Source organism: Bacillus sp. PPSBB_2, from assembly GCF_045291115.1.
Lineage (GTDB): Bacteria > Bacillota > Bacilli > Bacillales > Bacillaceae_G > Bacillus_A > Bacillus_A cereus.
Window position 1 is genome coordinate 3,809,323 of sequence record NZ_CP147983.1, and the last position, 25,218, is coordinate 3,834,540.

Here is a 25,218-nt window from a genome sequence, read left to right on the forward strand (position 1 = left end):
AAAAGGGCGTATTGTACGCCCCTCATCTTACTTATCCTCTGTAATATATGCCCATTTATAGCTGTAGTCTCCACCAACTGGATGGTGAACAATACCTTTTACTTTCTGTCTTTGAACGATAGCATCACCACGTTGATATAATGGTGCAATTACAGCATCATCAAGTAACATTTTCTCAGCTTTTAGTAAGCTATCCCAACGTTCTTTCGTTTTCGTTAATAGCTCGCCTTTACCTTTTTCTACAATTTCATCATATTTTGGATTTGAATATCCAGTTTGGTTATGAGGACCATTTGTAACGAACATATCAATGAATGTCATTGGATCTAAGTAATCAGGGCCCCAACCAGCGTAAGATAAATCATAATCTAAATCTGATTCTAATTTTAACTTTTGTTTAAACGGTTGATTTTTCAAGTTCACTGTTAACCCTGGTAAGTTTTTCTCAAGTTCTCCTTTTAAGAACTCCCCTACTTTTTTCGCATTATCGCTATCGTAGTTTAATAGCTCAATCGTTACTTGCTCTTTTCCAAGTTCTTTTTTCGCTTTTTCCCAATGCTCTTTTGCTTTTTTCACATCTGTTTTTAAAATATCTCCGTTATCTTTACGGAAGTCTTTTCCATCTGGACTCTTCGCAAATTCTTTTGGTACTAAGTAATCTGCCGGTGTAGATCCATCATTTAAAATAACGTTCGTTAAGCCTTTTTTATCATATGCCTTTGCAATCGCTAAACGTAAATCTTTGTTTTTTAATACTGTATCTTGCCCACCACGTTTTTGGTTTAAACGTAAGAAGAACGTTGATGGTGTTTTTTGTGTATAGAAGTCTGGATTTGATTTATATTTGTCAACCATTTCAGATGTAAGTCCCGCACGATCGATTTGTCCGCTTTCATATAAGTTTACACGTGTACCGCTATCTTTTACTACGTTAAAGTTGATTTCATCTAACTTAACTGTTTTATTATCCCAATATTGTGCATTTTTCTTTAATTTCCATCCTTCTTCATGTTTCCAGTCTGTTAATGTAAATGGTCCGTTGTATAACGTTGTATCTGCTTCTAAACCAAATTTTTCACCTTTTTCTTTTACGAATTTTTCATTTAACGGATAGAATGTTCCGAATGAAGTTAATTCTACAAAGTAAGGAACTGGATTTTCTAATTCTACCTCTAATGTGTAGTCATCTACAGCTTTTACACCTAACGTATCAAGTGGTGCTTTCCCATCATTAATTGCTTTTGCGTTCTTTAAATCAAACATAATGTATGCATATTCCGCTGCTGTATTTTTATCTACCGCACGTTTCCAAGCAAACACGAAATCCTTCGCTGTTACAGGGTCTCCATTTGACCATTTTGCATTTTTATTTAATGTAAATGTATACTTTTTACCATCATCACTCTTTTTATATGATTCAGCAACCCCTGGAGCTGCCTTATTATCTTTATCAAGTCGATATAAACCTTCCATTACGTTATTTAAAGCAAGAAACGATACTTGGTCTGTCGCTTTCGAAGAATCCATAGATGGAATTTCTTGGGCTTCTGTTAAATTCAATACTTGCTTAGCTGCTAATTTTCCACCTTCTTTTTCACCACTTTTCGGTGTTGTGCTTGCCTTCTCTTTATCTCCTGATCCAGAGCAAGCTGTTAATGCCATACTCATTACTAAAACTGGTGCTACGACCGCTGTCAATTTTTTCATCTTTTTTCTCTTCATTTTTTTGTACCCTCCCCAATTATATGTACGATATTAACATTTAGAAATTCTCTACTAACTTTCGTTATCAGAAAATTCTTATTAATTAATATTCTACTATTTTTTTAGATTTTGTAAAGTATTTTTGTAAATTTTCTAAATATTTATTTTTTTATTATAGTAACTTGTTGTTTTAACTACTATATGAATTATCCCCCGTCTACTATATGTAAACATCCCTCCCCTTATTCCAATCTATTACTACGTTCTATATTTTTCTTATTAGCATGAGGTCTCTTACTATCATTCATCTGTCTTACTACTTACTGACCTCTCTATTTTCCTCCGTTAGAACCTTCCTAATTACCTACCCGATTCTCAATAGGCTAACGAGATTTATTCCCTTATGCATACTAAAAAGCATTTCAAAAGCAGCTCAGCCACTTTTGAAATGCTTTCACTTTATTTTTTTCCGCCATCCTCAGTTACATACGCCCACTTAAAGCTATATTCTGGACTGATGTTATGTTTCACAATTCCTTTTACATTCGGTTTCATTACGTACGATCTTCCTGTTTGATATAAAGGAACTAACCCTGCATCTTCTTCAAGGAATAACTTTTCAGCTTTCCCTAACGTTTCCCAACGTTTTTTCGCATCACTCATTAATTCATTACCTGCTTTTCCTACCATTTCATCGTATTTTGGATTTGAATAACTCATTTGGTTGTACGGGCTCTTCGATTCAAACATATCAATAAATGTCATTGGATCCGCATAGTCTGGACTCCAACCTGCATAAGAAATTTCATAATCTTGCGCAGTTTCTAATTTTAATTTTTGTTTGAATGGCTGAATTTTCGTATTAATCGTTACACCTTTTAAATTTTTCTCAATTTGATCTTTTACATAGTCAGCAATCTTTTTCGCAGTTCCATCATCATAACTTAGTAATTCAATTGTCACTTGATCTTTTCCAAGTTCTTTTTTCGCCGCTTCCCAAGCTGCTGCTCCTTTTTTCGGATTATATTTCAGACCATTTTTAAATGTATCTTGATAATCTTTACCATCTGGCCCTGTCGCAAGTCCTTTTGGAACCAATTGATCTGTTGCTTTTGATCCATTATTTAAAATTACATTTGCCAATCCTTTTTTATCAACTGATAATGCAATTGCTTCACGTAGTTTTTTGCTCTTTAAAGGTGTATCTTGTCCGTTACGTTTTTGATTTAAACGTAAGAAGAATGTACTTGATTCCGCATACTCACCATATTCTTCTTTGTTCGATTTATATTTATCTACAAACTCTCCTGATAGTAATGTAAAATCAATTGATCCTGTATCATATAAGTTTACTTTCGTTGCAACCTCTTTTACTACACTATAGTTAATTTCTTCTAATTTCACAGTCTTTTTATCCCAGTACTTATCATTTTTCTTCAGCTGCCAACCTTGTTCATGTTTCCATGAAGACATAACGAATGGACCGTTATACACAGTTGTATCTGCTTCTAAACCGTACTTATCACCTTTTTCTTTTACGAATTTTTCATTTAATGGATAGTATGATGGGAATGCTAATAAATTTAAAAAATACGGTACCGGTTTTTCTAATTCTACTTCTAGCGTGTAATCATCTACCGCCTTCGCTCCTAATTCAGTTACAGGTTTTTCCCCTTTATTAATCGCTTCTGCATTTTTAATATAGTAAGCAATAAATGCATATTCTGCCGCAGTATTCTTATCAAGTAAGCGCTGCCATGCGAAAACGAAATCTTTCGCTGTTACAGGATCACCATTTGACCATTTTGCATCTTTTCGCAGTTTAAACGTATACTTTTTACCATCTTCACTTTTCGTACTAGACTCTGCCGCAGCAGGAATTGGCTTATTATCTTTATCAAGGCGATATAGGCCTTCCATCGTGTTCCCTAAAATTTGCGCACCTAATGTATCAGTAGATTTAGAAGTATCCATCGTCGGAATTTCTTGGTTTTCCGTACGATTTAATACTTGTTTCGCTGCATATTTAATATCAGATTTTTTTTCTTCCCCATTATTTGATGTAGTAGTCGTTTTCTTTTCCCCACCTGACCCAGAACATGCTGTCAATGCAACACTCATCGCTAAAACTGGTACCACAACTGCCGTTAACTTTTTCATCTTTTTTCTCTTCATTTTTGTACCCTCCCTAATTATATGTACATTACCAACCCTTGAGAGACCCCTTACTAAAGATTCATTTTTCAGAAAATTACAACTAATGTTATTCTACTCTTTTTTCACATTTGTAAATAGTTTAATTTTAAATATTCTAACTTTTTATTTTAGTAGGATTTATCCCCCATCTACTATATGTACATACTATACACCTTATTCTCCTCTATTTAACCATACTAAAAATTAGTATTTTAAGTTCACAAAAAAAGCATTTCAAAGTAGCTAAGCTACTTTGAAATGCTTTTTTAACTCTATTATTTTTCAGTTACATATGCCCATTTAAAGCTAAATTCTGGACTGATATTATGTTTTACTACTCCCTTTACATTTGGTTGTAAAACATAAGAATCTCCACGTTGATATAAAGGTACAATCGCTACATCTTCTTCAAGTAATGTTTTTTCAGCTTTTCCTAACTCTTCCCAACGTTTTTTTGCATCGCTCATTAATTCCGTTCCAGCTTTTTTCACCATGCCATCATATTTAGGGTCAGAGAAGCTCATTTGGTTATGAGAATGTCCAGTCTCAAACATATCTAAGAACGTCATTGGATCTGCATAATCCGGATTCCATCCGCCATACGAAATATCATATTGTTGTTCAGTTTCTAATTTTAGTTTTTGCTTAAATGGTTGAAGTTTAATATTAACTGTTACACCTTTTAGGTTTTTCTCAATCTGATCTTTAATATATTCGCCAACTTTTTTCGCATTACCAGTATCGTAGTTTAAGAATTCAATCGTAACTTGATCTTTTCCAAGTTCTTTTTTCGCTTCTTCCCAAGCTGCAGCAGCTTTTTTAGGATTTGGTTTCAAACCGTTTTTAAATGTTTCTTGGAAATCTTTACCGTCCGGTCCAGTTGCTAACCCTTTTGGTACTAAGAAGTCAGCTTCTTTTGATCCATCATTTAAAATTACATTTGCTAAATTCTTTTTATCAATTGATAGCGCAATTGCTTCACGTAATTTTTTGCTCTTTAATGGCGTGTCTTGTCCATCACGTTTTTGGTTCATACGAATGAAATACGTACTCACTTGTGAATATGTGCCAAATTCATCTTTCTTGCTTCTATATTTATCAACGAACTCTCCATTTAATAAAGCAAAGTCAACTTGACCGCTATCATATAGATTGACTAAAGTCGCAGCCTCTTTAACAACACTAAAGTTAACTTCTTCCAGTTTCACAGTCTTTTTATCCCAATATTGATCATTTTTCTTTAATTGCCATCCTTGTTCATGCTTCCAATCTTTAAGAACGAACGGTCCGTTATAGACAGTTGTATCAGACTCTAAACCGAACTTCTCGCCCTTTTCTTTTACGAACTTTTCATTTAATGGATAATATGATGGGAATGCTACTAAGTTTAAGAAGTACGGTACTGCTTGCTCTAACTCAACTTCAAGCGTAAGATCATCTACTGCTTTTACTCCTAATTCAGTTACAGGTTTTTCTCCTTTATTTACTACTTCTGCATTTTTAATCGGGAATGCGATAAATGCATACTCAGCAGCTGTTTTTGGATCTAATAGACGTTGCCAAGCGTATACGAAATCTTTCGCAGTTACTGGATCTCCATTTGACCATTTTGCATCTTTGCGTAGTTTGAACGTATATTTTTTACCATCTTCACTTTTCGTGCTAGATTCTGCTGCTGCTGGAATCGGCTTATTATCTTTATCAAGACGATATAACCCTTCCATCGTATTACCTAGCATTTGTGAAGATACTGTATCAGTTGATTTTGAAGAGTCCATCGTCGGAATCTCTTGTGTTACTGTTCGATTTAACACTTGTTTTGCTGCTAATTTTTCCCCTGATTTACTATCTCCACTAGAGCTAGAATTTGTGCTTGTCTTCTTATCTCCACCTGATGTAGAACATGCTGTTAACGCCATGCTCATTGCTAAAACCGGTGCTACAACTGCTGTTAGTTTTTTCATTTGTTTCTTTTTCATTTTGTACCCTCCCTAATTCTTAACGATAGCTATTAAAGAATTTTCTGATAATTCTGTTTTTCTCTATATATTTATCAGACGATTCTTACTAATTCTTATTCTACTAATTTTTTAATTTTTGTAAAGTATTATTATTGAAAATTTTTAAAAAATTATTTTTTTACAGTAATATTCATAAAAATTCCATATTTTGTTCAAACCTTATTTCGCATTCATACACATTCGTTGTTTTAATCACTTTCATCTCATTTACCACTTGAATACTTGTTAATTATTGCTAATAAATAATGCATATATCTAAAAACATCTTTTCTACAAAAATAAAAAAGTCAGCAAAGCTGACTTTTTACCCGACCATTTTCTCTCTTTTCATTTCCTCTACTACTCTCGTATACTTCTCATCATCAAATTCATTTTCACTTTTCGCAACAACTACAGTTGCAATACCGTTACCAATTAAATTAACGATAGCACGTGCTTCTGACATGAAACGATCTACACCAAGTAATAACGCTAAACCTTCTAATGGGATAACATTCATTGCAGATAGAGTAGATGCTAGTACAATGAATCCCCCGCCGGTTACTGCTGCTGCTCCTTTAGATGTAACTAACAAAATAGCTATTATAGTTAATTGTTGACCTAGTGAAAGATCGACGTGAAAAACTTGCGCTAAAAATATAGTTGCCATTGATAAATAAATCGTTGTTCCATCTAAGTTAAAAGAGTAACCTGTTGGAATGACTAAACCTACTACCGGCTTCGAACACCCGAAGTCTTCCATCTTTGTCATCATCCGCGGCAGTACTGATTCTGACGATGATGTCCCGAGAACAATAAGTAATTCTTCTTTAATATGCGCTAAATATTTCCACAAACTAAATTTGTACAGTTTACAAATAAAATTTAAAACAATAAAAACAAATAATGCCATTGTCGCATATACACAAATCATTAATTTACCAAGTGGTATGAGCGTGCTTAAACCATACTTCCCAATTGTAAATGCCATCCCACCGAATGCTCCAACCGGTGCTAATTTCATTACAATTGATAAAATGTTAAAAAATACTTTCGATAATCTTTCAAAAAAGTCAATAACCGGTTGTCCATTTTTCCCTAACATCGTTAACCCTGCGCCGAATAAAATGGAGAAGAACAGAACTTGTAAAATATCACCTTTGGCAAATGCTTCAAACATGTTAGACGGCACGATATGTAAAAAGAAATCCATCCATTTCATTTCTTGTCCGCTTTGAACATATTGTGAAACATCTCCGCCCTTTAGTTTTGAGGGATCTAATCCATCTCCTGGACGTACAACATTCGCTACGATGATACCAATAATTAAAGCCGCTGTTGTAACAATTTCAAAATATAATAGTGCCTTCCCACCAACACGGCCTACCTTTTTCATACTTCCCATACTTGCAATACCTAGCACAATTGTTAAAAAGATAATCGGTGCAATAACCATTTTAATCATATTGATGAATGTTTCACCAATTGGCTTCATTTGTTGTCCAACACTCGGCCAAATTGCCCCTACTGCAATACCACAAATAATAGCCACAATAACTTGGAATGTTAAATTCTTTACGATTCTCATTTTTGATACTCCCCTGTATTTTCATTTCTCCCATACTATTTCAATAATTGCTAATGATATATTCTATGTAATAGCCCCCCTGTTATTTAACTTAAACTATAATTTATGTTACACTATTATCTTAAACTTGAAAATAGTATATAACATTTAAGGATAAAAGACATACTATTTAACATAATAAAAAAGCAGACATTACATCTGCTTTAATTCTCCTCAATCTGTTTTTCACTTAATCCTAGATGTGTTCTAAGAGTATTACTCAAACTCTGTAGATCTTTTTTATTAGGATTATAATAATATACACGTTGCCCGTTTGGGCCATTAGGTAAGTATAAATCATCACCAGCTAATTGTATTTTTTCAACTGAACCGTTTAAACCGTATTTATAAAAAGATAAAATATCATCCATTACTAAATTTGTTTTAAAATCACCATCAACCGCCTCAACTATTTTTTCTAGCTTCGTAACCGATCCTACACTTTTTAATTTACTTAAAATCGCTTCAATAACCAGTTGTTGGCGCTGTCCTCTCATTGCATCACTATCAATATGGCGCGTTCTTGCTAGTGCAAGTGCTTCTTCCCCATTTAATTTTTGTAATCCTTTTTTCAAATGAATCGCATCAGGTTCATCTTTACTATTTTGCTCCGTAAATTCAACTGGGACATCCACTTCAATACCATCTAACCCATCAACAATTTTAGTAAAGGAACCAAAATTAAATTTCACAAAGTAATCAACAGGCACCTGTAACAATTTCTCTACCGCTTCCACAGAAGCTTGCGGTCCTCCATCTTTACCATTTTTAACGAAACCACTTCCATATGCATGGGTTATTTTATCTTTTTTCTTTTCAACTGGAACATATGTATATGTATCACGCGGTATGCTCGTTAATTTCACTGTTTTATCGTCTTTATTAAAAGTCGCTAACAATAATGCATCTGTATGAAATGCACCATTATATTCCTTTTGTCGTTCTTGATTTTCATCAATTCCCATAATTAAAAGTGAAACATGATTTGCAATTGGCTTTACAGATTTCTCACGTAAATTGGATTTTTCACCTCGTGCTAAATTCAAATTAGATTTTTGTACAAGACTAGAAGTTTTCATATATACATAGGCTCCATAGCCAATTCCACCAAATAGTAATACCGCCAGTAGTAAACTTATTATCTTTTTCTTTTTATATTTTTGCTTATTTTTCTCTTCTCTTAAAAATGAATGATTCCCCATTTACTCTCCTCCTGTTTCTATTCATCCAATATGTTTTTCATTTTTTCATATTTAGCGCTATCCTTTTGAAACATACTTTCTTTCAATCCCTTATCTATTTGTATCCATTCAGTCGTAACTGAATATTGAATCAAGCCTTCTTGAAAACTAAGAAATTTCAACATAATCCCTGTATTTTTCTCCACAACCATTTCGAATTTCCCTCTTAAATCTTCAGAGGTGCTAACAGGCATCTCTATGTTTATAACTCCTTCAATTTTGTAGCAATCTAATCCAAGATATTTCGTTTCTTTATAATTCCAATCTTTATATCGAATTAATAAATCTGCGAATTCTGATTGAATACTATATTTAGCTAGCCCTACATATTCATCATCATATCTCTTTTTCTCATCTGATTTTCTCACTAACCTTTCCGTAGGATTTAATTTTAATAGTTCATTGTTTCTTTCTTTCGGGTTCCATTTTGTCTCTTTATAGGTATACTTCTCATCATCAAACTCTTTTTTCTTGCCCTCGTTATATATAATTGTTCGTTTTTTGGCTAGTTTATCTTCTTTCGAAGAGATACCTCTTTGTTTCTCCGTATCAATCGCATACTTATATGTTGTAGCAATTCTTGATGAGCTAGAATATTCCTCAAATTGTCCTGAAATATTTTTAAAATAATCAATAGAATCTAGCATTTTTTGATGAATCTTTTCTTTATCTGGATAATGTACATTCGATTTTATTTCTTCTTCATTTTCATAATCAGAAAACGCTTTTTTCTTTACATATTCAAATACTCCACCATTTTGCGCAAAACTTTGTATAGAAAACTCAGACATAGATACCACTGAAAGTATACAAACCGCTGCACTAATTATCATCATATGAATTTTGTAACTCTTCTTTTTTACCTTAAGATTATGTAGCGTGCCATTAATCTTTTCATTTAACTCTGGAGGTACTATAACATTTTCATCTTTTATTCTCTTTTTTAATTTCTCATCAAATAATTTTTCATTATCCATCCTTTACACCCCCTATTCCATCTTTAATCGTTTTTGTAGTTGTTCCCTCGCACGTGATAATCTTGATTTCACTGTTCCTTTCGGTATTTCTAACAGCTTTGCTACACTCTCTTGATTCATGTCTTCATAGTAATAAAGCACCGTAACAGCTCTTAATTCTTCATGTAACGATTGAATCGCATTACACAAATCTATATCTTCATACTGATCACACGCACTCATAATATAATCATTCTCTTCTGTCACAATTACATTTTTATACGCTCTAATAATATTGTTACACTCATTTATTAGTATTCGAATTAACCAAGTTTGAAAAAATTCTTCTTTTTTTAATTTTTTTATATTTTCATAGGCTTTTAAAATTGTTGTCTGTATCGCATCCTCTATATTTGTCTCATCACGTAACATCGCCTTTGCTATTCGATACATCTTCGCTTTTTCTGTATGTATAAGCGCTATAAAGGCTTCATGATCACCTTTTTTCGCTAAAGAAACATCCGTTTCTTCTTTTACAATCATTTTATATAAAGGGATTACTTTCACAATTGCTCCTCCTGTTTCATCCTCACTTCATCACTTCCAATTTAACTTTACATATATTAGACGTATGAACCTAGAAAAAGGTTCACTTTTTTGAATATTTTTGTAACTAAAAAGATAAATATCCTTTATAAGGATGCAATAAACATACTAGTTTAAATTTACAAATAAAAAAAGCCCACTTTCTCAGTGGACTTTCTACTCTATAACGGTAAATCCCTCTTCCTAAATACTACAATCGCTACGATAAAAATACAAAGCGCTACAGTAGTTAAACCTATACTTACCGGCCATATATTATATGATCCTTCAGCAATTTCTTTCGGACGAAACAGCGTGAATAATGATAGGTTTTTCATCCATTCTAACTTATCACTTAACTTCCCTACCATATCCAATACGAAAAATAAGATAGTTAAACTCGCTGAATAACTTAGTGCTTTTCTTTCGTCATTACATATACAAGAAAAGAAAAATGAATACGCACTAATGACTAAAAATATGAGCCCTCCGACTACATTTATCTTCAAAAATAATTCTTTATTTAAGTTATTATCTTGTAAAAACCATTCTGCACCTACTAACCCAGCTACATACGTAACAGATACAATAATTAGAAGTCCCAATATGAGAACAGCAGCTTGTGTAATCGCAATTTGCACTCTAGATACAGGTGTTGCTAGCAAGTATGCCATTGCGCCTTTATCTACATGACGAGCAATTAAATGTGTCGCAACTGTTACGCAAAAAATTGTTAAAATGATAATAAATAATAGACTATAGTATTCGCCCGCTAGAAAATCCATTACGTTTTGAATCGGACTTTCCATACCAACGATTTTTTTCACGCTATCAGGCATGGCAGCTATTAATTCATTTAGCCCTTTCGCTGATACCATTGACGGGAATATCCAAATTAATAACCACAGATATAAAGCTGCACCAGACGCATAACTCAAAATATTTTTTTGTGTTTCTTTCAAACTAGCTAAAAATAATTGCTTATTCATGCGTTACCCCTTCTTTCTTATCGTAATAATGCATAAATAAATGTTCTAAATCCATCGCTCTCGTTTGAAGTGCCGTTACATTATAGTTTGAAAGTGTTTGTAAAACAGTTTGATAGTTTCCTTGTACAATGATAGATGCCTCTCTGCCTTTTACCGCTTCAAATTGCAAATTACACTTTGTAAGGGACTCAATCTCTTCTTGTGATGATACTGTTACATCTATCACCTGTCTTCTCATACTTTGTAAATCGTGAATATTTTCAACCGTTACGAGTCGACCATCTTTAATAATAGCTACTCTATCACAAGTTCTCTCAATTTCAGTAAAAATATGTGATGACATTAGGATTGTTTTTCCTCTTTGCTTTTCCTCTAATATTAAATCTATAAATACTTGCTGCATAAGTGGATCAAGTCCAGATGTTGGTTCATCTAAAATTAACACCTCTGGATCGTGCATAAATGCAGCGACTATCCCTACTTTTTGCTTCATTCCTTTAGACATTTTGCGAATCGGTGTTTTCACATCAAATTGCAGACGCTCTATCAGTTCATCTCGTCTTTTCGTATCCTTTAATCCTCGCATTCCTTGCATTAATTTTAAAAACTCTAATCCGTTCATTCCTTCAATAAAAGAAATTTCACCCGGTAAGTAACCAACTTCCCTTTGAATTTTCGCCGCTTCATTCCAACAATCTAATCCAAAAATTGTCGCTTTACCAGTTGTCGGTTTTATAAATCCCATTAAATTACGAATCGTCGTTGATTTCCCGGCACCATTCGGTCCTAAATAACCAAATACTTCTCCCTCTTTTACATCAAATGTAATATGAAACAAACCTTTTCCGTTCGAAAACTGTTTTGTGACATCTTGAACTGAAATCATAATTCCACCTCATTTTTTGAAATATTTAATGTGTGATATTTCAAAATTATTGTACTCCTCATCTTCCATATTCGCAACAATTTTTTGAAATATTTATTAGTCCATATTTCAAAATTATTGTTTTCCATTATTTTTTCTTGTATATTTTAAGTGAGGTGATTGCATTGAACGGCTTTGAAAGAGTAAAAGAAAAGAAAAAGCGTGCCATTAAAGAAGCAGCATTCGTATTATTTTCAGAACGTGGATTTAATGAAGTGAAAATAGAACATATCGCAAAAGAAGCAAACGTTTCTCAAGTTACAATTTATAATCATTTCGGAAGTAAAGATGCGTTATTTAGGGAGCTTATACAAGAATTTATCATATCTGAATTTCAATATTATAAAGAGCTTGCAGAAGAAAAATTACCTTTTCATGATATGATGCAAAAAATGATTGTAAGAAAAATGAATACTGGCGGATTATTTCAACCTGATATGTTACTACAAATGATGCAAAGGGACGAAGAACTCCGTAAGTTTATTTATAGTTATCAAAATGAAAAAATCCTACCCTGGTATTTAGAAATATTAGAACGAGCTCAGCGCAAAAACGAAATTAATCCACACCTTACTAAAGAAATGATGTTACTTTACATTCAAATGTTTACAAAATTAGGTGATGAATTTGGAGCACAACTTCTTGAAGGAGATCGGGAAAAACATATAAAAGATATCGTTACGATGTTCTTCTATGGTCTTTCTGTTCCACAAAAATAAAAAGACACGAATTTCGTGTCTTTTTTATTTTATAGAAATGACTCTACCCTTTTCACTACTTTCAATCGCTAATTGAATCAGTTTAATAACATCTAAACCTTCTTTTGCTGTTACAGGTAGTTCCTCACCATTTAATATACTATCTCGTACACCTTTATAATAATTGTCATAACAACCGACTTCTGTTGGAATACGCTCTAAGCTTTCTTCTGTTTCTAAAGTAGCAAAATTCTCTTCATCGTCTACTCCATAACCGTTATCACCTGGCTTCATTCCATTTTTTAATTGCTCTTCCTGCGAATCCATACCGTACTTCACGATAGAACCTTTCTCTCCATGCACTATAAAATGCGGTCCAGCTTTTTTCACATAACTGCTACTACGTAAAATGACACGTTTAACTCCGTAATGAAGTACTATGTGGAAATAATCATCCACCTCTGCACCTGGTCGTTGTTTTATTACATCTGCACTTATCGCATCTGGTTTCCCGAATATTGATAACGCTTGGTCAATTAAATGCGATCCTAAATCGTATAATATACCGAATCCTGGTAGATTTTTTTCTCTCCATCGATCACGTACATGTGGACGGAAACGATCAAAATTCGATTCATATGCGTATACATTCCCTACTCTGTTTTCTCCTAACAATTTCTTAATTGTTAAGAAATCATTATCAAAACGACGATTATGATATACGCTTAACATTACATTATGCTGCTCTGCTAATGAAATAAGCTCTTCTCCTTCTTCAATTGAGACAACAAATGGTTTTTCTACAACAACATGCTTACCTTTTAAAATTGCTTCTTTTACATATGGAAAATGAGTTGTATTAGGTGATGTAATAACAACTAAGTCAACATCAGCTCGCTTCACCAATTCATCAATTGTACTAACAACATTAGCGTTTGGTAATGTTTCTTTTACTACCTCTTCTTTTGAGGATAATACAGCACGAATATCATATTCTTCTATTGTTTGTAATAGTGGGATATGAAATGTCGTACTAGAAAAACCATATCCTACAATCCCTACACCTATTTTTTTCATGTTGCCCCTCCATTTGTCCCGCTTTAACGGGCAGTAAGATTCCTAACTCAAAATTCAGTGAAAGCTAAGGCATTAGGTGAGGAATCAACTGCTTGTTAAAGCCCGATTGGTTCAACTAATAATCAGTGAGGATGAAGAAACTCCCCATTGATTAAAGTTTCACTTTATGAGAACGATTTCATTCAGTTATTATAACAAGATTATTATTATTTACATAATAAATTGCCTAGAAAAAAGCATCTTGCTACTATTCATAGCAAGATGCCCTCTTTATTCTGGTCTTTTCTTCGTCCACGTTTCTACTACTTCACCAGTATCATTAACATCTAGCACAAGGCTACCATTACTATACCGGTCTTTATTTCGATACGCTTTCGGATCAATCTCTTCTACAATGTTTTTCTCTGTCTTCATGTAAACTAATTCATCGTCCCGAACAATTTCAATACCGACAATGCGGTACGGATTACGTTTTAATTCTTTGAAAATAACAAGACCGCGTTTCGCCCTCGTTGACTTTTCAATTTCTGATGCTTTTAGACGTTTTACAGCACCGCGCTGTGTTACGAGAATAAGTTGATCTTTGTCACCATTTAACGGTTTACCAGAAGCGACATAGTCATCTTCTTTTAAATTAATTGCTTTAACACCAGCAGCTCTTACACCGACTGGACTTACTTCATCTTCATGGAAAATAAGTGCATATGCACCGTGTGTAGCAAGAACAATATCACTCGTTCCATCTGTCGCAAATATATCGACAACTTCATCATCTTTTTTCAAGTTTACAGCAACGAATGCCCTTGAATAACGCTGAACTTTATATTGATTTAATTCTGTTTTCTTTATCATACCATTTCGTGTTACAAATACGATAAATCGTTTTTCTTCCTCAAAGTTCGGTACAACCGTTGCCCAAATGATTGTTTCATCCCGGTCGAGTGAAACGATATTAGCAACGTGCTGACCTAAATCTTTCCAACGAATATCTGGCATTTCGTATACTGGCAGATATATATAGTTTCCTTTATTCGTAAATAAGAGGACTGTCTCTGTCGTATTCGTATCGAATCGTTCAAGTAAGATGTCACCCTCTTTCATACCGAAGTCTTTGCCGTTTGAGGCATTATGTGAGCGCCATCCAGTACGTTTCACATATCCTTCTTTCGTTACAGTAACGATGACATCTTCTTGTGGGATCATCACTTCTACATCGATTTTAATTTCCTCGATTTGATCTTCAATAATCGCGCGTCGATCATCACTATATGTTTTCTTAACTCTCTTTAAATCTGTTTTAATTACTTGAAGTAATCTTTTTTCACTTTGTAAAATTGCCTGTAGCTCAATAATTTTCTTATTAAGCTCATCTGCTTCTTCTTGTAACGCCGTAATGTCTGTATTCGTTAAGCGATATAATTGCAAGGAAACAATTGCTTCTGCCTGTGCTTCTGTAAAGCCAAATTTTGCACTTAAATTATCTTTCGCGTTACGTTTATCTTTTGAAGCTCGAATTGTCTCAATTACTTGGTCTAAAATCGATAATGCTTTCTTTAAACCTTCTACAATATGTTGACGATTTTCTGCTTTTCTTAATTCATATTGCGAACGTCTCGTAATAACCTCTTTTTGATGTCCAATATAAGCATCTAAAATTTTCGGTAATGTCATAAGTGTTGGACGACGATTATTGATCGCTACCATATTAAAGTTATATGGAATTTGCAAATCTGTATTTTTATATAAATAATTTAAAATACCTTCGGAGTTTGCTTCTTTCTTTAATTCAACAACAATTCGTAAACCAGTACGATCTGTCTCATCACGCACTTCAGCAATACCATCTAACTTTTTATCTAGACGTAATTCATCCATTTTCTTTACAAGGTTTGCCTTATTCACTTCGTAAGGAATTTCAGTGATTACAATTTGTTGTTTCCCACCGCGCACTGTTTCAACTTCTGCTTTTCCGCGAATAATAATTTTACCTTTACCTGTTTCATACGCCTTTTTAATACCATCAATCCCCTGAATAATACCGCCTGTTGGGAAATCTGGTCCTTTCATAACTGTTAATAAATCGTCAACAGTACTATTTGGCTTATCGATACGCATCATTGTAGCATCAATAACTTCTCCAAGATGATGCGGAGGAATTTCTGTTGCATAACCAGCGGAAATCCCTGTAGATCCGTTCACTAATAAATTCGGGAACGCTGCTGGTAATACAACTGGTTCTTCACTCGTATCATCAAAGTTTGACACGAATTCAACTGTTTCTTTATCAAGATCACGTAATAATTCAGATGCGATTGGTGATAAACGAGCTTCCGTATAACGCATCGCTGCCGCTGGGTCCCCATCAACACTACCGTTATTACCATGCATTTCAACTAAAACATTACGTACTTTCCAAGTTTGGCTTAAGCGTACCATTGCTTCATATACAGAGGAATCTCCATGTGGATGATAATTACCGATAACATTACCTACTGTTTTAGCTGATTTACGAAACGCTTTATCATGTACATTACCTTCTACATACATAGAATATAAAATACGTCTTTGTACTGGCTTTAAGCCATCACGTGCATCTGGAAGTGCACGATCTTGAATAATATATTTACTATAACGTGCAAAGCGATCACCTAACACGTCTTCAAGCGGGAGGTCATGAAACTTCTCTGCTTGCATGTTATTCCACCTCCGTCTCCATAATCATTTCATTTTCTAAAATATTTCCTTCTTCTTGCATACCAAACTGTACATTACGTTCAATCCATTTACGGCGCGGTTCTACTTTATCGCCCATTAATGTTGTAACGCGACGCTCTGCTCTTGCTGCATCATCAATTTTCACGCGAATTAATGTACGCGTTTCAGGATTCATTGTTGTTTCCCATAATTGATCCGCATTCATTTCACCAAGTCCTTTATAACGTTGTAACATATAGCCTTTTCCAACTTTTTTCGTTACACCGTCTAATTCCTCATCTGACCAAGCGTATTCAATTACCTCACTCTTACCTTTTCCTTTACTTACTTTGTATAAAGGAGGAAGTGCGATAAATACTTTACCAGCTTCGATAAGTGGCTTCATATATCTGTAGAAGAACGTTAATAACAATACTTGAATATGAGCCCCATCCGTATCGGCATCGGTCATAATTACAACTTTATCGTAGTTAATATCTTCAACATCAAATTCATTTCCTACACCGCCGCCAATCGCATAAATGATTGTATTAATCTCTTCATTTTTAAAGATATCAGCAAGCTTTGCTTTTTCTGTATTAATTACTTTACCACGTAACGGTAATACGGCCTGGAAACGTCGGTCTCGTCCTTGTTTCGCAGAACCACCGGCAGAGTCACCCTCTACTAGGTACAGTTCATTTTTTTGCGGGTTACGTGATTGTGCAGGTGTTAATTTCCCGCTTAACGTACCTTCTGATTTTTTCTTTTTCTTACCACTACGCGCTTCTTCTCTTGCTTTACGGGCTGCTTCACGGGCTTGTGCTGCTTTAATTGCTTTTCTCACAAGAAGTGTAGCTACATCAGGGTTTTCTTCTAAAAAGTATGCTAAATGCTCAGATACAATGGCATCAATTGAAGAACGCGCTTCACTTGTACCTAGTTTCCCCTTCGTTTGCCCTTCAAACTGAAGCACTTCTTCTGGTACACGTACCGAAACGATAGCCGCTACACCTTCACGAATATCTGTACCTTCTAAGTTTTTATCTTTTTCTTTTAATAGTGCTACTTTACGAGCATACTCGTTAAACACACGCGTCATCGCTGTTTTAAATCCAGCTTCGTGTGTTCCACCATCTTTTGTACGTACGTTATTTACAAACGAAAGAATATTTTCTGAGTAACCATCATTAAACTGGAATGCTAGTTCTGCTTCAATCCCGTTTTGTTCACCAGTGAAATATACAACCGGGTGAATTGAATCTTTTTCTTCGTTTAAATATGAAACGAAAGCTTCGATTCCTGTTTCATAATGAAATATATCTTCTAAATCATTACGTTCGTCTTTTATCGAGATTTTCATTCCTTTTAATAAGAATGCAGATTCACGTAATCTCTCACATAATGTTTCATAATTGTAATTTGTCGTGCTGAAAATCGTTGTATCTGGTTTGAAATGCATCGTAGTACCAGACTCTTTCGTCTTCCCGATTTTCTCAAGCGTCGTTACAGGAACACCGCCATTTTCAAAGCGTTGTTCGTAAATATTTCCGTCACGCTTAATCGTTACGACTAACCATTCTGATAAGGCATTTACAACCGATGCCCCAACACCGTGCAAACCACCACTCGTTTTGTAACCACCTTGACCAAACTTACCACCTGCATGAAGTACAGTTAAAATAACTTCAGGTGTAGGTTTCCCAAGTTTATGCATTCCCGTAGGCATTCCTCGCCCTTTATCTATAACGCTAATACTATTATCTTTATGTATTACGACTGAAATTTCGTCGCCAAATCCCGCTAACGCTTCGTCAACGGAGTTATCTACTATTTCATATACTAAATGATGCAATCCACGGCTATCCGTACTCCCGATATACATACCCGGGCGTTTTCGAACGGCTTCAAGTCCTTCTAACACTTGAATCGCATCTTCATTATATTGGAACTGATGCTTCGCCAAACTCCTTGCCCCTTTCCTAATCCAAAATCAGAACATATGTTTCTATTATAGAATAACGCCTCGACTATAGTTTTGGCAAGTTATCTTATCTCTTTTATATACCATCTTCAATAGAAAAATCCTTGTTTTCTCACAAGGATTCCTCTAGGCTACTATTTCAGAAAAATAATCGTTTGTCAACGAGAAATGGATATGTATTCCAAGATTACACATTCCAAACCTTTATTATGATCCAAATGATCAAGATCCAAAATGGGATTACAAATAACAATCCCCAAAAACAGCCTTTAAAAAATCTCATGATGAACACCTCGTTCATCGGCCCTACTTATCTATAATGAGGGCTGAATCAATCTTTCTACCTTTAAATCTATACTATTTTGTCATCGCATGTTCTACTTTAATACAACGATCCATTATTACAGTATAGTCTTTTTCTTTTAAAAGTTTATATGTATCCTCATCTTGTACTCCTAATTGTGCCCAAAAAACATCTGCATCAATCTCTACAAATTCTTTTGCAACATCCATTAAAAACTCTGAGCGACGAAATACATTTACAATGTCAACGTGTTCCTTAATATCCTTTAGTGAAGAAACTGCCTTTTCTCCGAGCACCTCATCTACTGTTGGATTAACTGGAATAATGCGGTATCCAGCATCTTGCATTGCTTTTGAAACCATATACGATGTACGTTCTGGCTTATCTGATAATCCAACAACCGCAATTGTTTTGCTTTTCTTTAACACTTCACCAATTTCCGTACGAGTTGGGTTTTCAATTGTCATAATTAATCCCTCCTATTCCTTTAGTATAGCCGATAAAGAAAGTCTCTTTCAATATGAAAGAGACTTTCTTTTATTTCGATTATTGATTCTTTGTAGCTGAATTATCTGCTAAAGTAGCCGATTTCGTCATTTTTTGACCGTTACGGTAGAATGTAACTTCTACTTTCTCGCCTACTTTTTTCTTTTCATATAAATATTTACGGAATTGAAGAGCATTCTCTACTTTTTGATTATCTAATGCTACTACAATATCATATTGCTCTAAACCAGCTTTTTCAGCTGGTGATATTGGGTAAATTTTACCTAATACAACGCCGTTTGTTACTTCTTTCGGTACTTTCAATTGATTGACTGCATAAGCTTGCACATCTTCTAGTGAAACAACACCTACTCCAAGAGCTGGACGTTTTACTACTCCATCTTTTTCAAGAGATTCAATAACTGGTTTTGCGATGTTAATTGGAATAGCAAATCCAATTCCTTCAACTTCTTGTTGTGCAATTTTACTTGAATTAATCCCAATTATTTCACCATTTTGGTTAAATAATGCACCACCACTATTACCTGGATTAATCGCTGCATCCGTTTGAATAACTTGTGCTTGCCAATCTGGTCGTTTATCCCCATCAATATCAACCGGAATTTCGCGTTCTTTACTACTGATTATACCTTCCGTTACACTTCCATCAAATCCAAGTGGATTACCGATTGCAATGGCTTTTTCACCCGCACGAAGTTTACTTGAATCACCTAAAGTGGCAACTTTATTTACATTAGATCCATCAATTTCAACAACCGCTAAGTCTAACCAAGGGTCCTTACCAACTAATTTCGCATCAACTTGCTTTCCGTCGCTCAGCTTCACAGCAAGTTTATTTGCTCCATCTACTACGTGGTTGTTTGTTACAATATATGCTTTATTTCCTGCTTTTTTATAAATAACACCTGATCCTGAACCGGCTTGTTGTTCTTGACCTGTCGGTTGCATTGCAAATGGATCAACACTTTGTTGCATATTAATAACACCTACAACAACATCTTTCGCCCCTTCAATCATACCAGGTAAATCAGTTTCATTTTTCGCTTTATTTACAACAGGAACTACAGTACCTTCTACTTTTGAATCCGAACTAAATGATGATACTGGCGCTCCATTATTTTGAGCCCATGGCATATATGGTGCTGCAAAACTAATCGAAACCGCTCCGACTACAGCTCCCACTAAACCTGTGAAGAAATAGCCTTTTTTACTACCTGATTTTCTCACTTCTCTCGTTTCACTATGCTCTTCATTTAAATTTGGTCCGTCGTAATATCCCATGTTTTATTTCCCCTCTCTGGTGAATTCGTATTTTCAGTATAGTCACGTTTTGTGTCCTTCTTGTGAACTCATCGTGAAATCCAATTAAAAAAATACACTTATCTAACATTGTAGACAAAAAAAGTATTTTTTGTACATTTTACCTTCAAAAGAGAGTATAAAATTACCATTTCCCTAGGCTAAATTACACAAAGCGTTCTAGATTATTCTTCAAATTTATAACCAACTCGAATAACAGTACCGATATGCTTCGCTTTATCTCCTAGCTTATTTCGAAGTTTTTTAATATGGGTATCAACCGTTCGGTCATCACCGTAATAGTCATATCCCCATAACTGGTCTAATAAATGTTGACGTGATAACACAATTCCTTTGTTCTCCATTAAATACACAAGAAGTTCAAATTCTTTATGTGTCAATATAATTTCTTCTCCATCTACTAAAACAGTTCTAGATAGACGATTCACTTCTATTCCAGCTAAAGACATAGCATTTTCTTCCGCTACTCCTACCGCACCATCCGCACGTTTCAATAACGTCTTTGCGCGAGCTACTAATACTTTCGGGCTAAATGGTTTCGTTACATACTCGTCTGCACCTAATTCGAAACCTAGCAATGTATCATCCTCATCCGAACGTGCTGTCAACATAATAATTGGTACTGCTGATTCTTTTCTAATTCTTCTACAAACAGACCATCCATCTATTTCCGGTAACATAATATCTAACATAATTAAATCAATTTCATGCTCTGCAAATAACTCTAACGCTTTTTTTCCATCTTCTGCTTCGATTACTTCAAAGCCTTCATTACGAAAATAATCACTAACAATTTCACGTAATCTTCTTTCATCTTCAACAAGCAATACTGTTTTATTCATATAATCTATCCCGCCTTTTTACTCTTTCAATCGAATAATACGTTGATTGGAGCTTCCGCGAAATGGAAGTGTTAAATCTTTTTCCTCAATTTCAAACCTTCCATCGACTAAAACATCCCCATAATGTAACAACTCTATCATATCATTATTTTGAGAACTCTGTATCTCTTCTAACGTATAACCTGTATACATCCATAGGTTTTTTTTCAAATCTTTCACGATTTTTGCTACCATTTTCACTTCAGCAGCTTGAAAAAATGGATCTCCACCTGAAAATGTTACATCAGTTAATGGATTACTTGCAATCTCTTTCACAATTTCTTCTACTGTCATTTCCGTTCCGTTGCAAATATTCCACGATTTCGGATTGTGGCAACCAACGCAACGATGCGGACAGCCCGCAAAAAACACGACTGTCCGCAATCCTTCTCCATCTACTACACTATCATGAATAATATTCATCACTTTCATTTATGTTTCACCCGATCTATCTCTTCACTACGTTTCGCACTATTCCACTTTGACATATCTCCTACAAGATAGCCTGTTATACGGCGAATTCTTTCTATATTAGCCTCATCTTCATTCCCGCAACTTGGACATTCATTCCCAATAACCCCGTGATAACTACAGCACTTACAACGGTCAACAGGATGATTAATTGAACCGTATCCAACGCCATGTTCTGCCATGGCTTGTACAATTTGTTTTAATGCCTTTTTGTTATGCATTGCTGCTCCGTCTAGTTCAATATAAGTAATATGTCCCCCGTTACATAGAGCATGAAACGGGCCTTCTAAACGGATTTTATTTATCGCTTGAATGTTATAATAAACTGGAATATGGAATGAATTCGTATAGTAATTATGGTTCGTTATACCGCTAATCACGCCAAATTCTTTTCTATCTTTTTTCACAAACTTCCCTGATAATCCTTCTGCTGGAGTTGCAATTACTGAGAAATTCAGTTGATGTTCTTCTGTCGCTTTATCCATTCTATCTCTCATAAAGGAAATAATTTCATACCCAAGTTTCCATGATTCTTCATCTTCCCCATGATGCTTTCCTGTTAAAGCTACTAAACATTCCGCAAGACCGATAAAACCAATACTTAACGTCCCTTGTTTTAAAATCGAGGCTACGGAGTCTTCAGGCTGCAACGTTTCTCCACCACGCCATACACCTTGTGAATATAAAAACTGAAAATCTCTTGCTCGCTTCGTACATTGATACGCAAATCTTTCTAATAACTGCTTAATTCCTAAATCTAAATAATAGTTTAGCGCTTCAAAAAACGCTTCTTTTGAACCACTAATTAACGCTAATTTCACTAAATTAATAGACGTAAATGATAAATTCCCTCTACCAATCGCTGTTTCTTCTCCATGTATATTAGACATAACACGGGTACGACATCCCATGTAACATACTTCACTTTCTGGTCTTCCATCATAATGTACTGCATTAAACGGAGCATCTAAAAATGAAAAGTTAGGGAACAATCGTTCAGCCGTTGTCTCTAATGCTAATTCAAATAAATCGTAGTTCGGATCACTTTCTTCAAAATTCACACCTTTTTTCATCTTGAAAATTTGAATCGGAAAAATCGGTGTCTCCCCTTTACCAAGTCCAGCTTGTGTCGCTTTTAAAAGTTGTTTAATTAACATTCTTCCTTCTTTTGATGTATCTGTTCCATAATTAATAGAAATAAACGGTACTTGTCCTCCGCCCCTACTATGCATACTATTCGAATTATGAACGAAAGCCTCACACGCTTGATACGTATCATTTTCCGTTTCTTCCCATGCAAATTCTTCTATTTGTTCTTTCGTAAGCGGATATGATTGTAATCGTTTTTTATGTCTCTCAATTGTTTTTCGTACATAAGGTGCTAAATCAATATCAAAGAGTGCAAACGATTGACCACCATGCTGCATATTTTGATTCGCTTGAAAAATAATAGACGAAAGAGCCAATGCACTTTTAATGTCTTGCGGTTGTCTCATATGTCCATGTCCAGTATGAAAACCATTAGCAAGCATTTGCGCTAACGGAATTTGTGAACAAGTCGTCGTTCCTGTTGCATAAAAATCTAAATCATGTGGATATAATATATTTTCATTTATGGCTTTTTTCACTTGATCTGACAATAAATTCTCAACAGCATAATATTTTGCACTCTCAGATGCGAACGTTCCCATTACGCCCATTGGAGAGCGGCCGTCTACATTTGCATTTTCTTGCATCAAATCTTGTTCATTGCCGTGGACTATTGTCTCAAACACTTTCATTAATTCTTCTTCTCCACGTGTATTATTTTGTAACATTTATAACCCTCCACCAATATGTTGTTATCTTTTGATTAAAATGTTACTACATATAGTCTTACTGTTTCTGTGAGAAATGTAACATTACTGTGAAATTTTTTTCACGAAATAATGAATTTTTCATTTACAAAAAAGAAATGTGCTCTTTACAAATGTATGGTACAATATACGGGAAAAACTCTTTTTACCCTTTATCAACACATTTGAATAAAGGAGACTGAACTTATGGTTACTACATATCTTTTATTTATCGTTGCCTACTTACTTGGCTCGATTCCATTTGCACTAGTTGTTGGAAAAATCGGCTACGGAATCGATATTCGTGAGCACGGGAGCGGTAATCTAGGCGGAACAAACACATTCCGCACATTAGGGAAAAAAGCAGGTTTTACCGTTACAATTGCTGACATTTTAAAAGGGACATTAGCAACAAGTCTACCAATGATTTTCGGGTTAGATATTCATCCACTATGGTTCGGGTTAGCGGCTGTTCTTGGACATGTCTATCCAATCTTCGCGAAATTCCGCGGTGGTAAAGCAGTTGCAACTTCTGCTGGGGTGCTATTATGCTATTCACCAGTTGTTTTTGCAATATTGGCTGTTGTATTTTTCACCCTTTTATTTACAACAAGATACGTATCACTTTCTTCTATGGTAACAGCAGTTGTTGCTGTTATTGCATCCATTGTTAGCGGGGATAAAATCTTCATTATTGCGATGTGTTTATTAGCAGGTATGGTTATTTATAAACACCGTGCAAATATCGGACGAATTATAAATAAAACTGAACCAAAAGCAAACTTTTCAAAAAAGCAAAAATAAGATCGTAACCCACATAACGCAAAAAGAAAACGTGAAGCATATTAATAGCGTCTTTTTGCGTTATTTTTTATACTAAAGAAAAAGCAACATAATTTGGAGGAACTATACATGAATCTTTCCGTAACAAAAGAAGCAGCACAATGGTATAAAACTGAATTAAACTTACAATCAAATGAAACACTACGCTTTTTCGTACAATACGGTGGTTGCAGTACTGTGCAAAAAGGACTTTCTTTAGGTATTCGTAAAGATGATCCTGCACATCCTGCTGTTCAAATTCAAGAAGAAGGTATTAATTTCTTTATTGAAGGCGATGATGAATGGTTCTTCGATGGACATAATTTATCTGTTACACTTAACGAAGGTGACGACTTCCCACAATTTAATTATGAAAAATAAAAAAACGTGGCTTCTGCCACG

The 25,218-nt window shown here is 34.7% G+C and carries 20 protein-coding genes; 3 read left to right on the top strand and 17 right to left on the bottom strand.

From position 1 onward, the window contains the following. Positions 1-27: 27 nt before the first annotated feature. The 9 genes from V6946_RS18960 to V6946_RS19000 form a co-directional block, all read right to left on the bottom strand. Complete coding sequence (locus V6946_RS18960) at positions 28-1,722, bottom strand: peptide ABC transporter substrate-binding protein (RefSeq protein ID WP_000823438.1); 1,695 nt, start codon at positions 1,720-1,722, stop codon at positions 28-30. Positions 1,723-2,163: 441 nt separating this feature from the next. After that, positions 2,164-3,879, bottom strand: a complete 1,716-nt coding sequence (locus V6946_RS18965) for a peptide ABC transporter substrate-binding protein (protein WP_000823465.1) — start codon at positions 3,877-3,879, stop codon at positions 2,164-2,166. Between the two features lie 296 nt (positions 3,880-4,175). Continuing rightward, a complete protein-coding gene (locus tag V6946_RS18970) occupies positions 4,176-5,879 on the bottom strand; it encodes a peptide ABC transporter substrate-binding protein (protein WP_000730167.1) in 1,704 nt (567 codons plus the stop codon). Between the two features lie 346 nt (positions 5,880-6,225). After that, positions 6,226-7,488 (bottom strand): dicarboxylate/amino acid:cation symporter, encoded by a 1,263-nt coding sequence (locus V6946_RS18975; RefSeq protein ID WP_001223628.1) that lies wholly within the window; start codon positions 7,486-7,488, stop codon positions 6,226-6,228. A gap of 203 nt (positions 7,489-7,691) precedes the next feature. Beyond that, positions 7,692-8,729, bottom strand: a complete 1,038-nt coding sequence (locus tag V6946_RS18980; RefSeq protein WP_000526716.1) for an LCP family protein — start codon at positions 8,727-8,729, stop codon at positions 7,692-7,694. 17 nt (positions 8,730-8,746) lie between these two features. Continuing rightward, positions 8,747-9,745, bottom strand: coding sequence for a hypothetical protein (locus V6946_RS18985; protein ID WP_000368242.1), 999 nt, complete (start codon positions 9,743-9,745; stop codon positions 8,747-8,749). Positions 9,746-9,757: 12 nt separating this feature from the next. After that, positions 9,758-10,291: a sigma-70 family RNA polymerase sigma factor gene (locus V6946_RS18990; protein WP_006917575.1), complete on the bottom strand. Its 534-nt coding sequence runs from the start codon at positions 10,289-10,291 to the stop codon at positions 9,758-9,760. Positions 10,292-10,491: 200 nt separating this feature from the next. Beyond that, positions 10,492-11,298 (bottom strand): ABC transporter permease subunit, encoded by an 807-nt coding sequence (locus tag V6946_RS18995; RefSeq protein ID WP_001041419.1) that lies wholly within the window; start codon positions 11,296-11,298, stop codon positions 10,492-10,494. Beyond that, on the bottom strand, positions 11,291-12,184 hold the full coding sequence (locus V6946_RS19000) for an ABC transporter ATP-binding protein (protein ID WP_000626577.1): 894 nt from the start codon (positions 12,182-12,184) through the stop codon (positions 11,291-11,293). Before V6946_RS19000 ends, V6946_RS18995 begins: the two co-directional genes overlap by 8 nt. A 155-nt stretch (positions 12,185-12,339) precedes the next feature. On the opposite strand from V6946_RS19000, the gene V6946_RS19005 reads away from it, so the two are divergent. Beyond that, positions 12,340-12,942, top strand: coding sequence for a TetR/AcrR family transcriptional regulator (locus V6946_RS19005; RefSeq protein WP_002024578.1), 603 nt, complete (start codon positions 12,340-12,342; stop codon positions 12,940-12,942). 24 nt (positions 12,943-12,966) lie between these two features. Here the strand turns inward: V6946_RS19005 and V6946_RS19010 are convergent, their stop codons facing one another. From V6946_RS19010 to V6946_RS19045, 8 genes are all read right to left on the bottom strand, one after another. After that, on the bottom strand, positions 12,967-13,998 hold the full coding sequence (locus tag V6946_RS19010) for an oxidoreductase (protein ID WP_366981435.1): 1,032 nt from the start codon (positions 13,996-13,998) through the stop codon (positions 12,967-12,969). Between the two features lie 270 nt (positions 13,999-14,268). Further along, positions 14,269-16,692, bottom strand: coding sequence for a DNA topoisomerase IV subunit A (parC, locus tag V6946_RS19015; protein WP_001147470.1), 2,424 nt, complete (start codon positions 16,690-16,692; stop codon positions 14,269-14,271). A gap of 1 nt (position 16,693) precedes the next feature. Further along, complete coding sequence (parE, locus tag V6946_RS19020) at positions 16,694-18,658, bottom strand: DNA topoisomerase IV subunit B (RefSeq protein ID WP_001062199.1); 1,965 nt, start codon at positions 18,656-18,658, stop codon at positions 16,694-16,696. Positions 18,659-19,033: 375 nt separating this feature from the next. Then, positions 19,034-19,447: a CoA-binding protein gene (locus tag V6946_RS19025; protein WP_000151390.1), complete on the bottom strand. Its 414-nt coding sequence runs from the start codon at positions 19,445-19,447 to the stop codon at positions 19,034-19,036. Positions 19,448-19,526: 79 nt separating this feature from the next. Beyond that, entirely contained in the window at positions 19,527-20,768 is a 1,242-nt protein-coding gene (locus tag V6946_RS19030; protein WP_000542646.1) for a S1C family serine protease, read from the bottom strand. 203 nt (positions 20,769-20,971) lie between these two features. Then, positions 20,972-21,649, bottom strand: a complete 678-nt coding sequence (locus V6946_RS19035; protein ID WP_001044679.1) for a response regulator transcription factor — start codon at positions 21,647-21,649, stop codon at positions 20,972-20,974. Positions 21,650-21,667: 18 nt separating this feature from the next. Next, complete coding sequence (gene nrdG / locus V6946_RS19040) at positions 21,668-22,120, bottom strand: anaerobic ribonucleoside-triphosphate reductase activating protein (RefSeq protein WP_000867081.1); 453 nt, start codon at positions 22,118-22,120, stop codon at positions 21,668-21,670. Further along, positions 22,117-23,976, bottom strand: a complete 1,860-nt coding sequence (locus tag V6946_RS19045; protein WP_000940063.1) for an anaerobic ribonucleoside triphosphate reductase — start codon at positions 23,974-23,976, stop codon at positions 22,117-22,119. Before V6946_RS19045 ends, nrdG begins: the two co-directional genes overlap by 4 nt. A 225-nt stretch (positions 23,977-24,201) precedes the next feature. Between V6946_RS19045 and plsY the strand changes: the two genes are divergently transcribed. Continuing rightward, positions 24,202-24,798, top strand: coding sequence for a glycerol-3-phosphate 1-O-acyltransferase PlsY (plsY, locus tag V6946_RS19050; RefSeq protein WP_000258974.1), 597 nt, complete (start codon positions 24,202-24,204; stop codon positions 24,796-24,798). 108 nt (positions 24,799-24,906) lie between these two features. Further along, a complete protein-coding gene (locus V6946_RS19055) occupies positions 24,907-25,197 on the top strand; it encodes a HesB/YadR/YfhF family protein (protein WP_001054455.1) in 291 nt (96 codons plus the stop codon). Positions 25,198-25,218 lie beyond the last annotated feature (21 nt).

Excerpts from the sequence above, each read along its gene's own strand:
- V6946_RS19000 (WP_000626577.1), bottom strand. The coding sequence starts at position 12,184 with ATGATTTCAGTTCAAGATGTCACAAAACAGTTTTCGAACGGAAAAGGT.
- V6946_RS18985 (WP_000368242.1), bottom strand. The coding sequence starts at position 9,745 with ATGGATAATGAAAAATTATTTGATGAGAAATTAAAAAAGAGAATAAAA.
- plsY (WP_000258974.1), top strand. The coding sequence starts at position 24,202 with ATGGTTACTACATATCTTTTATTTATCGTTGCCTACTTACTTGGCTCG.
- V6946_RS18975 (WP_001223628.1), bottom strand. The coding sequence starts at position 7,488 with ATGAGAATCGTAAAGAATTTAACATTCCAAGTTATTGTGGCTATTATT.
- V6946_RS19030 (WP_000542646.1), bottom strand. The coding sequence starts at position 20,768 with ATGGGATATTACGACGGACCAAATTTAAATGAAGAGCATAGTGAAACG.
- nrdG (WP_000867081.1), bottom strand. The coding sequence starts at position 22,120 with ATGAAAGTGATGAATATTATTCATGATAGTGTAGTAGATGGAGAAGGA.
- parC (WP_001147470.1), bottom strand. The coding sequence starts at position 16,692 with ATGCAAGCAGAGAAGTTTCATGACCTCCCGCTTGAAGACGTGTTAGGT.
- V6946_RS18965 (WP_000823465.1), bottom strand. The coding sequence starts at position 3,879 with ATGAAGAGAAAAAAGATGAAAAAGTTAACGGCAGTTGTGGTACCAGTT.
- V6946_RS18995 (WP_001041419.1), bottom strand. The coding sequence starts at position 11,298 with ATGAATAAGCAATTATTTTTAGCTAGTTTGAAAGAAACACAAAAAAAT.
- V6946_RS19055 (WP_001054455.1), top strand. The coding sequence starts at position 24,907 with ATGAATCTTTCCGTAACAAAAGAAGCAGCACAATGGTATAAAACTGAA.
- V6946_RS18960 (WP_000823438.1), bottom strand. The coding sequence starts at position 1,722 with ATGAAGAGAAAAAAGATGAAAAAATTGACAGCGGTCGTAGCACCAGTT.
- V6946_RS19035 (WP_001044679.1), bottom strand. The coding sequence starts at position 21,649 with ATGAATAAAACAGTATTGCTTGTTGAAGATGAAAGAAGATTACGTGAA.
- V6946_RS19045 (WP_000940063.1), bottom strand. The coding sequence starts at position 23,976 with ATGTTACAAAATAATACACGTGGAGAAGAAGAATTAATGAAAGTGTTT.
- V6946_RS18980 (WP_000526716.1), bottom strand. The coding sequence starts at position 8,729 with ATGGGGAATCATTCATTTTTAAGAGAAGAGAAAAATAAGCAAAAATAT.
- V6946_RS18970 (WP_000730167.1), bottom strand. The coding sequence starts at position 5,879 with ATGAAAAAGAAACAAATGAAAAAACTAACAGCAGTTGTAGCACCGGTT.
- V6946_RS19025 (WP_000151390.1), bottom strand. The coding sequence starts at position 19,447 with ATGACAATTGAAAACCCAACTCGTACGGAAATTGGTGAAGTGTTAAAG.
- V6946_RS19010 (WP_366981435.1), bottom strand. The coding sequence starts at position 13,998 with ATGAAAAAAATAGGTGTAGGGATTGTAGGATATGGTTTTTCTAGTACG.